Raw genomic sequence first — 14,299 nt, 5'->3', positions numbered from 1 at the left:
GCATCCCTAAGATGTGAATCGACATACAAACCACCATAATTTGCATTTCACATATTGTACATACGTCGCCGGGCATACATCCACAGCGCGCAACAGATGCGCCTCACCGCACCTGATCGAGCAGGCGCTTGCATTCCAGAAGGTCGTAAAGCGTTTCCTGCAGCAGGGCCCGATCTTCCTTGCCGACACTCGATTTGCCGATGGAAACATCCGGCGCGCCATCGTCGCCGCTGACGAAATTGAAGAAACGGCGGCTTATCGGTGCCTTGGCCCGGCCGACGATCTGGTCTTCGTCGGGATTGGCCGAGTTGACGCGCGGCTCCACGGGTGCGGGCACCTGCGTCGCGGCGGCCAGAGCCTCGACACTGGCGAGATCCCCATGACCGACGGCGATGACGAACTTGTTGCCATTGGTCTTCAGAAGCTTCTGAACGCCCTTAATCGTGTAGCCATGATCATAGAGCAGATGGCGAATGCCGTTCAGGAGATCGACATCCTCAGGCCGGTAATAGCGCCGGCCGCCGCCGCGCTTCATCGGCTTGATTTGCGGAAAGCGCGTCTCCCAGAACCGTAGGACATGCTGCGGCAGATCAAGGTCTTCCGCAACTTCGCTGATCGTGCGAAATGCATCCGGGCTCTTGTCCATCATCATACTCCCACAGCGTGACCGCAGCACCATCCGGGCCGGATCACGCAAAACCGGATATCGATGCCGAATCCTTCAAGATACGACTCACCATATTTCAACGGTTTGGCGGCGGAAATTCAAGTGGTCTGTTCAACTGCTGCACAAGCAAGCTGAAAAGCCGCCGAGAAAGCCAACGCCAAAGGCCGCAGCACAGGGCATGCGGCCAATAACAAAATCAAACTTTCGGATGGATCAGGAGGCTGGATTTGCCGGTCTGGCTTTCGCCTTGCGGCTTGCATGAGCCTTCAGGATGCGCGTTTTCAAAACGTTCGATGCCTTGAACGTCATGACGCGGCGCGGAGAGATCGGCACTTCCTCGCCGGTCTTCGGATTGCGACCGACGCGTTCATTTTTATCGCGCACCTGAAACGTCGCGAACGAGGAGAGTTTTACGGTTTCGCCACGCACGATCGCGTTGCAAATTTCATCGATAACCGTCTCGACGAGCTCCGCCGACTCCGTCCGGGAGAGGCCGACTTTCCGGAATACCGACTCCGCCAAATCTGCGCGCGTCACTGTCTTGCCCGTCATAGCTCCCCGCCCATATTGATAGGTAATCTTATTCAAGCCGTGAGAGACTATTGCCCTTGCGGCAAACGGTCAAGCTATTGTTCGGAACGGCTTTTGGAGATATCGCGCTACCAGCGCAGCAGCACCGCACCCCAGGTGAATCCGCCGCCCATCGCCTCCAGCATCACCAGATCGCCCTTCTTGATTCGGCCATCTCCGGCAGCAACCGAAAGCGCCAGGGGGATCGATGCGGCGGACGTATTGCCATGAAGATCGACGGTGATCACAACCTTCTCGGGAGCAATTCCGAGCTTCTTGGCGGAGCCGTCAATGATGCGGCGATTGGCCTGATGCGGCACCAGCCAATCCAGATCCTCAACCGTCGAACCGGTGGCATCGAAGGCAGCCTGGATGACATCAGTGATCATGCCGACGGCGTGCTTGAAGACCTCACGCCCGGCCATGTGCAGCACGCCGACCGTGCCCGTCGACGACGGACCGCCGTCGACATAGAGCTTGTCCTTGTGCGCGCCGTCGGAACGCAGGCTTGCCGACAGCACGCCACGATCGGTGTTGGCACCGGTCCCCTCGCCTGCCTCGAGGATCAGCGCGCCAGCGCCGTCGCCGAAGAGAACGCAGGTCGTGCGGTCGGTCCAATCGAGAATGCGGGAAAACGTCTCGGCGCCGATGACGAGCACGCGCTTGGCGAGACCGCCGCGAATATAGGCGTCGGCGGTGGTCACGGCGTAGACGAAACCGGTGCAGACAGCCTGGACATCGAAGGCAAAGCCATGATGCATGCCGAGCCTGTTCTGGATGTTCACCGCGGTCGCCGGAAAGGTATTGTCCGGTGTCGAGGTGGCAACGATGATCAGGTCGAGATCGTCAGGCGTCAGACCAGCATTGGCAAGAGCGGCTCGCGCCGCCTGCTCGCCCAGCGACGCCGTGGTTTCATCTTCGCCGGCGATATAGCGCTGGCGAATGCCGCTGCGCTGGACAATCCAGTCGTCGCTGGTTTCGACAACCTGTTCCATCTCGGCATTGGTCATGACGCGCTTGGGGAGTGCCGCCCCAAAACCGCGAACAACTGAACGGATCATTCTGCTTTTACCCCGTCGCTCATGCCGCTTCCGGCCCGATTGGGGGGAGCCGTTTGGCATGATATCTCTTCAAATCATTTTCGATTTTCTGCGTGAGCCCATTCTTGGCCATATCGTAGCCGACATCGATAGCCGCTGCGAAGGCTTCGGCGGTCGCGCCGCCGTGACTCTTGATGACAATACCGTTGAGGCCAAGGAAGACGCCGCCATTGACCTTGCTGGGGTCGAGCTTCTCACGCAGCAGGTCGAACGCGCCCTTGGCAAAGATATAGCCAATCCGAGCCAGCAACGTCCGCGTCATCGCCGCGCGCAAATAGGCGCCGATCTGCTTTGCCGTGCCCTCTGCCGCCTTCAGCGCGATATTGCCTGAGAACCCTTCGGTGACCACGACGTCAACCGTACCCTTGCCGATATCGTCGCCTTCGACGAAACCGGAATATTCAAGCGATTCGAGATTGGCCTCACGGATCAGGCGTCCGGCATCCTTGACGTCTTCCTGGCCCTTGATTTCCTCAACACCGACATTCAGCAAGCCGACGGTCGGACGTTCGATCTCGAAGAGCGCGCGCGCCATGGCGCCACCCATCAAGGCAAAATCGAGCAATTGCTGAGCATCCGCGCCAATGGTGGCTCCGACATCAAGCACGATGCTTTCGCCGCGCAGCGTGGGCCAGATCGCGGCGATCGCTGGCCGTTCTATATTGGCCATGGTGCGCAAACAGAACTTCGCCATGGCCATGAGCGCGCCGGTATTGCCGGCCGACACGACGACATCCGCGTCTCCAAGCTTCACCGCTTCGATCGAACGCCACATGCTGGACACGTAGCGGCCGCGGCGAAGTGCCTGGCTTGGCTTTTCGTCCATGCCGATGGCAACATCACATTCGTGAAAGACGGACTTTTCCCTAAGCTTCGGATACTTGGCCAGGACCGCCTCGCAGCGGTCCTTCTGTCCGTACAGGATGAACGTGATATCGGGATGCCTATCCAGCGCCTTGGCCGCGCCGGGAACAACAACCTCAGGGCCGAAGTCGCCACCCATCAGGTCAAGAGAAATTCTGATCACGCGTCCCTAGTCCTTGTTGTCCGCCGGGCCTGGCGAATTTGGCGTCAAAATACCGTTTTCTCCCTCGGTTACAACTGAATTGTGCTCGGTTGCCACGAGGGTCTATTCCTTTTTCCAGTCTTTCAGAACCGCGAAAGGTGACGGTTTCCTGTCACTTTCGCCCGTATCTTCTATATGCCCGTCGAACTCTACGCCGGGCTTGCGTGGGTAAGGATCGATTGCGAGCGCCGCGAATTCCGCAACGACCGCACCGGCATCAATTGTATCTCCGGTAAATGTCTCCGGGATATCAGGGCCGTCCGGATCGAGTACCATTTCACCGGCATCCACCGACGGCGCGCGCGCCAGTTTGGAATCTTCCGGCACGAAAATATGCTCGAAATTCTCGTTGATCTCCGATTCCACAGGCTCGAGCGTAACGACGCAAGCCTGAACGATCTTCGCCCGCACATCTCCCTTGATCCGCACACCGTCGCGCTTCCAGCGCGAGATCTTCAGATCGGCCTCAAGCTTCTCCACGGAGAGGACGTCCCATAGCTCCGCCAGGCCCGCAAGCTCGCGCTTGTCAGCCTCGACATGCACCTCGACGGGATTGGCGGAGATGTGGCCAACCTTCACGAGATAGGAAAAAGGCGTTTCGCCGGAGTCGTTGTTTTTCATTCTTATCTCCTAAACCAACTGTTGCCCGAGCGCGGCCGGCAACGGCAACACCGCAGAACCCGTGGCAATCGCATCCTCTTCTATCCCGGCCAGATGCGCCTCCGCGGTCATCATCCATTCCGCAAGCGCGGCCATGGAGGCCTCACCGTCAGCGACCTTGGGATAGATGTTGCGCCGAAGGGCGGCGGCAAGAGCGACGCGGTCATTGCCGTCCATGGCGGCTGCATAGCTCTCCAGCCGGCCATAGAACATACCCGCCAGCTTCTTCATGCGTTTCGGTACGCTGTTGTCACCTATTCCGAGTTCGCGGATCGAATAATCGATATCCTCGAAGAACGCATCGACGATTTCCTGCGCGAGTTCCTGCCCACTGGTCGCTGACGCTCGCGTGCGGCGAAAAAACAGGATCATGACGACCGAAAGCAATTCGAAGCGCCCCATCACCGTGTCGGGCACCTCATAATCGGTATAGAAAATCGGCTGCCGCGCCACGGATGTCAGAAGCTCATATTGCCTGACGACAATGAGCTGATTGTTATTTCTTTTGCGAAAGAGCCCAAAAATCATGAGAATTCCCGGAATTGGCTCATTCAGAGCGCGCCGTTTTTGCTTGGCCTTGTTGCATCCACGCTAAAGCTGGTTTACCGAAGCAGGCGCGAATTGCAATGCCGTTTGTGCCCGCTTCGAGGCTCCTGCCCTTACCCGTCGTCACGCTGTGCATGATCGGTGATGAAGAGTGACGAACAACGTCTTGTGCCCTTTTCAATCGCGGAAAGGCCACAATGATATGTACAGCAAGGTGATACCGGCCGCCCGGCCATCGGATTGATTCATTAGGGGAGATGAGATGTCGTTGACCAGACGGTATTTCAAGTCTGACATTACTTTCAGCAGCAGTGCCGCCATCGCCCTGGTGATTGCGACCGTAGGACTTACGGGTTGCCAGACCGGCGAGGTCATGAACAACGGTTACATCTTCGACCAGCAGTCGCTGGCGCTGGCGCCGGTGGGCTCGAGCCGCGAGCAGGTCCTGCTCTCGCTCGGCACGCCCTCGACCACTGCGACGTTCGACGGTGAAGTCTTCTACTATATTTCCCAGAAGCGCACGCGCGCTGTCGCCTTCATGAAGCCGAAGCTGGTCGACCAGAACATCCTGGCGATCTACTTCGACAAGAGCGGCATCGTGAAGCAGGAAGCCAATTACACGCTGAAGGACGGCAGGGTCTTCGACATGATCAGCCGGACGACGCCGACAGGCGGCCGCGACATTACCTTCCTGCAGCAGATCCTTCAGGGTGGCGGTAGCGGCGTCAACGGTGCGAGGAACTTCCTCAACAACCTCAACCCGGGCCAATAAGCCGGGAAAGCCTTCCAACAAAAAACCCGCGAGGCGCTTCGTCCCGCGGGTTTTCTTTATGCGTTCGTTTTTGCTTCGCCTGGAGCGGAAGATTTCAGGTCGAGCCGACCTGAAATCTCAATCCGCTCCGTGCCTTTCGGCATCATGCTTTAGCCGGCAAGGATAGCCAGCAGCAGCAACGCGACGATATTGGTGATCTTGATCGCCGGATTGACTGCGGGACCCGCCGTATCCTTATAGGGGTCGCCGACGGTATCGCCCGTTACCGAGGCCTTGTGAGCTTCGGAGCCCTTCATGTGGCGCGTGCCATCCTTGTCGACGAAGCCATCCTCGAAGCTCTTCTTGGCATTGTCCCATGCACCGCCACCCGACGTCATGGAGATGGCGACGAAGAGGCCGTTGATGATCACGCCAAGCAAGGACGCACCGAGGGCTGCGAAGGCCGAGGCCTTGGAGCCGGAAATCAGCAGAACGCCGAAATAGACGACGATCGGCGCCAGAACGGGCAGCAGCGACGGAATAATCATCTCGCGAATGGCGGCCTTGGTCAGTATGTCGACCGCGCGGCCATAATCGGGACGTTCTGTACCCTGCATGATGCCCGGCTTCTCGCGAAACTGCTTGCGCACTTCCTCGACGATCGAACCGGCGGCACGGCCGACGGCCGTCATGGCGATACCGCCGAAGAGGTAGGGAATGAGGCCACCGAACAGCAATCCGGCAACGACATAGGGGTTCGACAGATCGAAGGAGATCGTGCCGACATTGGCGAAATAAGGGAACTTGTCGCCGTGAGCCGCGAAATACTGCAGGTCGTTCGAATAGGCGGCGAACAGTACCAGAGCACCGAGACCGGCCGAACCGATGGCGTAGCCCTTGGTGACTGCCTTGGTGGTGTTGCCGACCGCATCGAGCGCATCGGTCGATTTGCGCACTTCCGGCGGAAGATGCGACATTTCCGCGATGCCGCCGGCATTGTCTGTCACGGGGCCGAAGGCGTCGAGCGCAACGATCATGCCGGCAAGACCAAGCATGGCCGTAACGGCGATACCGGTGCCGAACAGGCCGCCGAGCTGATAGGTGGCGATGATGCCGCCGACAATGACGATCGCCGGCAAAGCCGTCGATTCAAGCGAAACGGCGAGGCCCTGGATGACGTTGGTGCCGTGGCCGGTGACCGATGCCTGCGCGATGGAGTTGACCGGCCGCTTGTTCGTGCCTGTGTAGTATTCGGTGATGACGACGATGAGCGCCGTGACGATCAGGCCGACGATGCCGCAGGTGAACAGCTTGGTTCCGGTGACCTCGAAGCCGGCGATGGTGCCGACCGAGCCCCAGCCGATGGTCAACGACGTGGCCGCGGCAAGCCCGAGGATCGAGAGGATGCCGGTTGCGATGAGCCCCTTGTAGAGCGCACCCATGATCGATCCATTGGCACCAAGCTTCACGAAGAAGGTGCCGATGATCGATGTGATGATGCAGGCGCCGCAAATCGCCAGCGGATAGATCATCGCGGAAGCAAGCAGCGGAGAGCCGGCGAAGAAGATCGATGCGAGGACCATGGTCGCGACGACGGAGACCGCATAGGTTTCGAACAGATCGGCTGCCATGCCGGCGCAATCGCCGACGTTGTCGCCGACGTTATCGGCGATGGTGGCGGGATTGCGCGGATCATCCTCGGGAATGCCGGCTTCCACCTTGCCGACCAGGTCACCGCCGACATCGGCACCCTTGGTGAAAATACCGCCGCCGAGACGGGCGAAGATCGAAATCAGCGACGCGCCGAAACCGAGGGCGACGAGTGCATCGATGACATCGCGCGAGCCCGGTTCATGACCGAGAACGCCTGTCAGTACGTAGAAATAGATGGAGACGCCAAGCAATGCGAGGCCGGCAACCAGCATGCCGGTGATGGCGCCCGACTTGAAGGCGATATCGAGGCCGGCGGACAGGCTATGCGATGAGGCCTGCGCGGTGCGAACGTTGGCGCGCACGGAGACATGCATGCCGATGAATCCGGCTGCGCCCGAGAGAACTGCGCCGATCAGGAAGCCGATAGCGGCTTCGCCAGACAATAGAAGCCAGGCGGCAATGAAAACAATGACACCAACAATTGCGATCGCTGTATATTGGCGCGCCAGATAAGCTTGTGCGCCTTCGCGGATATAACCCGCAATTTCCTGCATGCGCGCATTACCCTGATCGGCCGCAAGCACCGACCGGGTCGTCCAGATGGCATAAACCACCGAGAGCAGCCCGCACGCTATAACGCCTATAAGAATCGACATTTCGCTTTTTCCCTCCAAAAAAGCCGGCGGTTCACTCCTCCCCCGGCCGCCTGCGACAACCGTGACTGCCCTCCTCCAAGGCGATCGACGGATGTGCAGTGCAAGATTGCTGTTGGGAAAACGTCGCGTCAAGACCGCCCGCAGGTAAAACGCCCGCAGGAGGTTCAAAAGAATATCCGTAGCTGAAATCAGGCGCGAACGAAGGAAACGAAAGCGCAACGCGCCGCAAGCCGCAGCCTCGGCGAAGCTTATTTCCTGGCTTCGCCGCGAACCTGCTTGGCGATTCGGTCGAGCACGGCATTCACGAGCTTCGGCTCATCTTCTTCGAAGAAGGCATGCGCGATCTCGACATATTCGGTGACGATGACCGGAACCGGCACGTCCTTGCGGTCGAGCAGTTCGAATGTCCCCGCACGCAGGATAGCACGCACGGTGCTGTCGAGACGCGACAACGCCCAGTCATCCTGAAGAGCCGAGCCGATCAGCGGATCGAGCTTGGTCTGTTCGCGTACGACACCCGATACGATGGAACGGAACCAGGAGGCGTCAGCCTTCAGATAGGTCTCGCCGTCCAGTTCCTGTCCGAGACGGTGCGCCTCGTATTCGGCCACCACCTCCAGAACGCCGGTTCCGCCGATATCCATCTGATAGAGCGCCTGCACCGCCGCAAGACGCGCCGCGCCCCGCTGGTTGGCGGGTTTTGCCGATCGCTCGTTGTCCTGATTGCTCATGAACTTATGCACCCAACTTCTGTTTCAGCGCGATCATGGTCAGCGCCGCACGGGCGGCGAAGCCACCCTTGTCCTTGTCCGTACGCCGCGCACGCGCCCAGGCCTGATCATCGTTCTCGACGGTCAGGATACCGTTGCCGATCGGCAGGGATTCACTGACGGCGAGATCCATCAGGGCACGCGAGGATTCATTGGCGACGATATCGAAATGATAGGTTTCGCCGCGGATAACCATGCCGAGAGCGACATAGCCGTCATAAACGACGCCGCCATTGTCGCCACCGTCAAGCGCCATGGCGATCGCAGCCGGAATTTCCAGCGCGCCGGGCACGGTGACGACGTCATAGGTAGCACCGGCCTCGTCGAGAGCGGTCTTGGCGCCGTCGAGCAGGGCGTCGGCCATATCGTCGTAGAAGCGAGCTTCGACGATCAGGATATGGGCATTGGAAGAGCTTGACATGGATCACCTGCGAATTGAGAGGGGCTGGGCACCTTATTAGGCCGGGTCAAACCACGGCAGACCTCGCTTGGCAAGTGTTTTTCAACGGCCAGGCCTGATTCTAACCCTATTTGGAGATCATCGAAACACCCATAAAATTGTAGCTTTCGCGCATGCGGCTGCTTCGATAATAATTCCAGACTTGGGAGGGGGGCTCATGACGAAGAAATCCATACCCGCCGTGAATGTCGGCGAACTTCAGCTGGATCACTGGCAGCAGGGCAGCTTTTTTGCCGGCAGCGACGCCTCTTTCGGGGCGATGCTCGGCCTGAAGCACCTCGGCATCAGTTACAACGAAGTCCCTCCCGGCAAATCAGGCTGTCCGTTTCACAATCATCACGTCGAGGAAGAGATGTTCGTCATTCTCGACGGCGAAGGCGAATATCGTTTTGGAGACCATCGGATTGCTGTGAGGCAGGGTGACGTCCTCGGAGCCCCGGCCGGCGGCCCGGAAACGGCGCACCAGCTGATCAACAACGGCCCCGGTGTGCTGATCTATCTCGCCATTTCGACCAAGGCGCAGACGGAGGTCGTCGAATATCCCGATTCCGGCAAGTTTTTGGCCAAGACCAACCGCAACGGTGAGGCGGCATTCCGTGTCATCGGGCGGGCTGCGACCACCAATGCAGACTACTGGGACGGCGAGCCCGGCGCATCGAACGACTGAATCTAACCAAATACATATTAGCAAAGACATAGACCCTCATGACCATCATTCCGATATTGACGACTGAGCGGCTTTTGCTGCGCGGCCACCGGCTGGACGATTTCGACGAATTTCTTGATCTCTGGAAGCATAAAGATCTCGTGCGCTTCATCGGCGGCGAGTTGCCCACCCGCGAGCAGGTCTGGGCGCGCCTCCTGCGCTACGGCGGCCTGTGGCATCATCTTGGCTTCGGTTTCTTCGCGGTCCAGGAACGCGAAAGCGGCAAGCTGATCGGCGAAGTTGGTTTTCTCGATCTGCACAGAGACGAGATCCCGTCGACGGAGGGCACGCTCGAAGCGGGCTGGGGCATCACGCCGCCGATGCAGGGAAAGGGCTATGCGACGGAGGCAATGAGTGCCGCGATCTCTTGGGCGGACAAGCAGTTCGCCGGCCGGCGCATGACCTGCATGGTCGATCTGGAAAATAAGCCGTCGCTACGCATCGCCGAAAAGATCGGCTTCCGGCGGATCGGTGACGTGACCTACAAACACAAACCCAACGCCATGTTCGAACGATAGACGAACCGGGAAAAGGCGCGGATGTCGGAGATGTTCTCGATCAAGGCCTATCTGCCGGATGATGCACGGGCCACGATCGACATTTTCCTAAGAGCCATTCGTGAGACTGCATCTAAGGATTACAGCCCCGAGCAAATTGCAGCCTGGGCAAAGGTCGACGATGCCGAAGTCTGGGCTCAATATCGCGCGAGCCGACCGACATGGCTTGCAATGAATGGACCAATGCCGGTCGGTTTCACGGATCTCAAACCGGACGGCTGTCTGGACATGATGTTCGTGGACCCCGATCATCAGGGCAAGGGTATTGCCAGCCTGCTGCTTGCGACCGTCGAAAACGCTGCTCGCGATCAAGGCCTGCGGCGAATATTCACCGAGGCCAGCCTGACCGCCCGCCCCTTCTTCGAACGAAGGGGCTTTGTTGTCCTGGCCGCGCAACAGGTGCAAAAGCGCGGCCAGACGCTAACGAATTTTCGTATGGAAAAGATGCTCACATAGACGGCCCGATGCCCCATGTGAGCGGACTTGAGGCTCAACCTTCGCGGACGACCGGAAATTCGGCAAGCCGGGCTGCATAGCGCGCCATGGTATCGACCTCGAAATTCACGAAATCACCAGCCTTGCGCTCGCCCCAGGTGGTAACCTCGAGGGTGTGACGGATGAGCAGCACGTCGAAATCGGTGCCATCGACGGCGTTGACCGTGAGCGAGGTGCCGTCGAGGGCGATCGACCCCTTCGGTGCCACGAATTTGGCGAGATGCTCCGGCGCGCGCAGGCGATAGCGGGTGGCATCGCCTTCAGCCGTTACCGAGAGAATTTCAGCCCTGCCATCAACATGGCCGGAAACAATGTGTCCGCCGAGCTCATCGCCAATCTTCAGCGAACGCTCCAGGTTGATTTTACTTCCTGCTGCCCAGGTGCCGATGGTGGTCAGCCGCAGGGCTTCTTCCCAGGCCTCGACCTCGAACCAGCGACCGTTGCTGCCCTCTTGCGGCAGGCCGGTCACTGTCAGGCAGACGCCAGCATGCGAAATCGAAGCACCCATGTCGATGGTTGCCGGATCATAATTGGTGGCAACGCGCAGCTTGATACCTTCTTTCAGAGGAGAAACGGATTCAACCGTGCCGAGATCGGTGACAATTCCCGTAAACATCAAAAACCTCTTTCGTATTCGTCGCAGCGATCGTCGCCGAACTGGCTCTCGCCGATATGCATGAAACTGGGTGGGATATTGGATCTGAGAACGGGCGATTCAATACCGCCTTCGCCAATATCGGCCGGTCCCTGGAACAGCAGGATGCGATCGACCATCCCGGCCTCGAGGAAACGCCGCGCGGTCCTGGCGCCGCCTTCGACCAGCAGGGAGGAAATCCCGCGCGTGCCCAAAGCTTCGAGCAGCTCTCCCGGCTCGCTGGAATTGGACTGCAGCACCTCGACGCCCGCAGCATCAAGGGCGGCGCGGCGACCTAAAAAGGCGCTGTCGGTATTCTCGTCAAAGGGCGGCTGATGGCTGGCAACGGCGATGACCGGATATTGCCGCGCAGTCTTCACCAGCTTGCTGCCGAGCGGCAGCTGCAGGTCTTCATCGATAACGATACGCAAGGGGGTGCGATCTTCCAGGCCCGGAAGCCGGCAGGTCAATTCCGGATCGTCCGCGATCGCCGTGCCGATACCAACGAGAATGGCATCGCTTTCGGCCCGCAGCTTCTGCACCTCTGCCCGGGCAAGATCGCCGGTGATGCGGACCTGTCCCTCGCCTGTCCTGCCGATCATGCCATCGGCGGAAACGGCAAGCTTGAGAGTCACATAAGGCCGGTTTCTCGTCTGGCGCATCAGGTAGCCCGCCAGCGAGCGCCTGCCCTCTGTCTCAAGGACGCCGGTATCGACTTCGATGCCGGCGGCACGCAGCATGTTAATGCCACGGCCTGATACACGCTGATCGGGATCGGTAACGCTGACAACGACGCGCGCCACGCCGTAAGCAATCAAGGCCTCAGCGCAGGGCGGCGTCTTGCCGTAATGCGAGCAGGGTTCGAGCGTGACATAGGCTGTTGCTCCCCTCGCCGCTTCGCCTGCCTCGGCCAGAGCCTGGGGTTCGGCATGCGGACGCCCGCCCACAGCCGTGACACCACGGCCGATGGCAGCGCCATCTTTCACGATGAGGCAGCCGACGGAAGGGTTGGTAGAGGTCAGCCCTAGATGCGTGAGCGACAGGCGGATTGCCTCCGCCATGAAACGCTCGTCTTCGGGCTGCTCGCTCATAGTCAAGGGTCCAGCGGATCGCGGGCGATCTTGGCGTTGATCTCGTTGATCACGTGCTCGAAATCCTCCGCATGGGAGAAATCGCGATAGACGGAGGCATAACGCACGAAAGCAACATCATCGAGACTCTTCAGCGCTTCCAGCACCTGAAGACCGATCTGCTCCGAGCTGATTTCCGTCTCGCCCGAGCTTTCGAGACGGCGAACGATGCCGGAAACGGCACGCTCGATACGATCGCGATCGACCGGACGCTTGCGCAACGCAATCTCGAAAGACCGCACCAGCTTGTCGCGATCGAAAAGCACCTTGCGGCCGGTCTTCTTGATGACCATCAGCTCGCGGAGCTGCACGCGCTCGAACGTCGTGAAGCGGCCGCCGCAATCCGGGCAGATACGCCGCCGGCGGATGGAGGTATTATCCTCCGCCGGGCGCGAATCCTTCACCTGCGTGTCTTCCGTACCGCAATAGGGGCAGCGCATGCGCCCTCCTCAGCCCATGTAGCCGTACATCGGGAAGCGGTCGGTGAGCTTGACCACCTTCTCGCGCACGGCGGCTTCGACGGCAGCATTGCCTTCATCCGAATTGGCAACCTTGAGGCCATCAAGCACCTCGATGATCAGATTGCCGATTTCGCGGAATTCGGCTTCCTTGAAACCGCGCGTCGTGCCGGCCGGCGTGCCGAGGCGGACGCCTGACGTGACGAAAGGCTTTTCCGGGTCGAACGGGATGCCGTTCTTGTTGCAGGTGACGTAGGCGCGGCCAAGAGCAGCCTCGGCGCGCTTGCCGGTGGCGTTCTTCTTGCGCAAGTCCACAAGCATCAGGTGGTTGTCGGTGCCGCCGGAGACGACATCGACGCCGCCGGAAATCAGCGTTTCGGCCAGAGCCTTGGCGTTCTTGACGATCTGCGCGGCATAGTCCTTGAACTCCGGCTGCAGTGCTTCACCCAGAGCCACGGCCTTGGCAGCGATGACATGCATCAGCGGGCCGCCCTGGAGGCCCGGGAAGACGGCCGAGTTGAACTTCTTCGCCAGATCCTCGTCATTGGTGAGGATCATACCGCCGCGCGGGCCGCGCAGCGACTTGTGCGTGGTCGTGGTGGCAACGTGGCAATGCGGGAACGGCGACGGATGCTGGCCACCAGCAACGAGGCCGGCGATGTGAGCCATGTCGACCATCAGATAAGCGCCGACGCTATCGGCGATCTCGCGGAAGCGCTTCCAGTCCCAGATGCGGGAATAGGCCGTGCCGCCAGCAATGATCAGCTTCGGCTTGGTTTCCTCAGCCTTGCGCTGAACCGCATCCATATCGAGCAGGTTGTCGCCTTCGCGCACGCCGTAGGACACGACGTTGAACCACTTGCCTGACATGTTGACCGGCGAACCATGCGTCAGGTGACCGCCCGAATTCAGATCGAGACCCATGAAGGTATCGCCCGGCTGCAGCAGCGCCAGGAATACGGCCTGATTCATCTGCGAGCCGGAATTCGGCTGGACGTTGGCGAAATTGACGCCGAACAGCTTCTTGGCGCGCTCAATGGCGAGCTCTTCGGCGATATCGACGAACTGGCAGCCGCCGTAATAGCGCTTGCCCGGATATCCCTCGGCATACTTGTTCGTCATGATCGAGCCCTGCGCTTCCAGCACGGCGCGCGAGACGATGTTTTCCGAGGCGATCAGTTCGATTTCGTGCCGCTGGCGACCCAATTCCTTGCCGATCGCGCCAAAAATTTCCGGATCTGTATCGGCAAGCGAGCGATTGAAGAAGGGTTCGGTGAACGCATTGGTCATCGTGAAAGCTCCTGAACGGCCAAACGGCAATGTAGTTGGTATTAACGTCAGGGTCGCACAAGGGCAATACGACCAGCGACATTTGCTGGGCATTCTACGCAGAGCGGTTCAGGCCAATGAAAAAGCCGCA

At 59.6% G+C, this 14,299-nt stretch carries 17 protein-coding genes; 4 read left to right on the top strand and 13 right to left on the bottom strand.

The window, feature by feature from the left end:
* Window positions 1-103 precede the first annotated feature (103 nt).
* The 6 genes from A6U86_RS02580 to A6U86_RS02555 form a co-directional block, all read right to left on the bottom strand.
* Complete coding sequence (locus A6U86_RS02580; protein ID WP_068385792.1) at window positions 104-652, bottom strand: MerR family transcriptional regulator; 549 nt, start codon at window positions 650-652, stop codon at window positions 104-106.
* A 228-nt stretch (window positions 653-880) separates the two neighbouring features.
* A complete protein-coding gene (locus A6U86_RS02575) occupies window positions 881-1,219 on the bottom strand; it encodes an integration host factor subunit alpha (protein ID WP_068385791.1) in 339 nt (112 codons plus the stop codon).
* Window positions 1,220-1,326: 107 nt separating this feature from the next.
* Window positions 1,327-2,298 carry a beta-ketoacyl-ACP synthase III gene (locus A6U86_RS02570; RefSeq protein WP_068385789.1) on the bottom strand — a complete coding sequence of 324 codons (972 nt, stop codon included), beginning with the start codon at window positions 2,296-2,298 and terminating at the stop codon, window positions 1,327-1,329.
* 19 nt (window positions 2,299-2,317) lie between these two features.
* Complete coding sequence (gene plsX, locus A6U86_RS02565; RefSeq protein ID WP_068385787.1) at window positions 2,318-3,364, bottom strand: phosphate acyltransferase PlsX; 1,047 nt, start codon at window positions 3,362-3,364, stop codon at window positions 2,318-2,320.
* A gap of 102 nt (window positions 3,365-3,466) precedes the next feature.
* Window positions 3,467-4,024, bottom strand: a complete 558-nt coding sequence (locus A6U86_RS02560; RefSeq protein ID WP_068385785.1) for a DUF177 domain-containing protein — start codon at window positions 4,022-4,024, stop codon at window positions 3,467-3,469.
* 9 nt (window positions 4,025-4,033) lie between these two features.
* On the bottom strand, window positions 4,034-4,591 hold the full coding sequence (locus A6U86_RS02555) for a ubiquinol-cytochrome C chaperone family protein (RefSeq protein WP_068385783.1): 558 nt from the start codon (window positions 4,589-4,591) through the stop codon (window positions 4,034-4,036).
* Window positions 4,592-4,871: 280 nt separating this feature from the next.
* Here A6U86_RS02555 and A6U86_RS02550 point away from each other — a divergent pair, with 280 nt between their 5' ends.
* On the top strand, window positions 4,872-5,381 hold the full coding sequence (locus A6U86_RS02550) for an outer membrane protein assembly factor BamE (RefSeq protein ID WP_068385781.1): 510 nt from the start codon (window positions 4,872-4,874) through the stop codon (window positions 5,379-5,381).
* 149 nt (window positions 5,382-5,530) lie between these two features.
* Here A6U86_RS02550 and A6U86_RS02545 read toward each other — a convergent pair whose 3' ends face one another.
* From A6U86_RS02545 to A6U86_RS02535, 3 genes are all read right to left on the bottom strand, one after another.
* The gene (locus A6U86_RS02545) at window positions 5,531-7,669 is read right to left on the bottom strand and encodes a sodium-translocating pyrophosphatase (RefSeq protein ID WP_068385779.1); all 2,139 of its coding nucleotides are present in this window, start codon (window positions 7,667-7,669) and stop codon (window positions 5,531-5,533) included.
* 248 nt (window positions 7,670-7,917) lie between these two features.
* Window positions 7,918-8,400: a transcription antitermination factor NusB gene (gene nusB / locus A6U86_RS02540; protein ID WP_068385777.1), complete on the bottom strand. Its 483-nt coding sequence runs from the start codon at window positions 8,398-8,400 to the stop codon at window positions 7,918-7,920.
* Between the two features lie 4 nt (window positions 8,401-8,404).
* The gene (locus A6U86_RS02535; protein WP_068385776.1) at window positions 8,405-8,860 is read right to left on the bottom strand and encodes a 6,7-dimethyl-8-ribityllumazine synthase; all 456 of its coding nucleotides are present in this window, start codon (window positions 8,858-8,860) and stop codon (window positions 8,405-8,407) included.
* 196 nt (window positions 8,861-9,056) lie between these two features.
* Here A6U86_RS02535 and A6U86_RS02530 point away from each other — a divergent pair, with 196 nt between their 5' ends.
* The 3 genes from A6U86_RS02530 to A6U86_RS02520 all read left to right on the top strand — a co-directional run bounded on the left by A6U86_RS02530 (window position 9,057) and on the right by A6U86_RS02520 (window position 10,618).
* Window positions 9,057-9,566: a cupin domain-containing protein gene (locus A6U86_RS02530; protein ID WP_068385774.1), complete on the top strand. Its 510-nt coding sequence runs from the start codon at window positions 9,057-9,059 to the stop codon at window positions 9,564-9,566.
* 74 nt (window positions 9,567-9,640) lie between these two features.
* Entirely contained in the window at window positions 9,641-10,123 is a 483-nt protein-coding gene (locus tag A6U86_RS02525) for a GNAT family N-acetyltransferase (protein WP_343287059.1), read from the top strand.
* A 30-nt stretch (window positions 10,124-10,153) separates the two neighbouring features.
* Window positions 10,154-10,618: a GNAT family N-acetyltransferase gene (locus tag A6U86_RS02520; protein WP_198929016.1), complete on the top strand. Its 465-nt coding sequence runs from the start codon at window positions 10,154-10,156 to the stop codon at window positions 10,616-10,618.
* A 34-nt stretch (window positions 10,619-10,652) separates the two neighbouring features.
* On the opposite strand, the gene A6U86_RS02515 is transcribed toward A6U86_RS02520, so the two are convergent.
* The 4 genes from A6U86_RS02515 to glyA are packed head-to-tail and all read right to left on the bottom strand — an operon-like array spanning window position 10,653 to window position 14,169.
* On the bottom strand, window positions 10,653-11,273 hold the full coding sequence (locus A6U86_RS02515; RefSeq protein WP_068385768.1) for a riboflavin synthase: 621 nt from the start codon (window positions 11,271-11,273) through the stop codon (window positions 10,653-10,655).
* The gene (gene ribD / locus A6U86_RS02510; RefSeq protein WP_068385765.1) at window positions 11,273-12,382 is read right to left on the bottom strand and encodes a bifunctional diaminohydroxyphosphoribosylaminopyrimidine deaminase/5-amino-6-(5-phosphoribosylamino)uracil reductase RibD; all 1,110 of its coding nucleotides are present in this window, start codon (window positions 12,380-12,382) and stop codon (window positions 11,273-11,275) included. Before ribD ends, A6U86_RS02515 begins: the two co-directional genes overlap by 1 nt.
* A 2-nt stretch (window positions 12,383-12,384) precedes the next feature.
* A complete protein-coding gene (gene nrdR, locus A6U86_RS02505; protein ID WP_068385764.1) occupies window positions 12,385-12,861 on the bottom strand; it encodes a transcriptional regulator NrdR in 477 nt (158 codons plus the stop codon).
* A 9-nt stretch (window positions 12,862-12,870) separates the two neighbouring features.
* Window positions 12,871-14,169, bottom strand: coding sequence for a serine hydroxymethyltransferase (glyA, locus tag A6U86_RS02500; RefSeq protein ID WP_068385762.1), 1,299 nt, complete (start codon window positions 14,167-14,169; stop codon window positions 12,871-12,873).
* Window positions 14,170-14,299: the final 130 nt, after the last annotated feature.

It is taken from the genome of Rhizobium sp. AC27/96 (assembly GCF_001692325.1).
Classification (GTDB): domain Bacteria; phylum Pseudomonadota; class Alphaproteobacteria; order Rhizobiales; family Rhizobiaceae; genus Rhizobium.
This window is presented reverse-complemented; position numbering and strand designations above follow the sequence as displayed.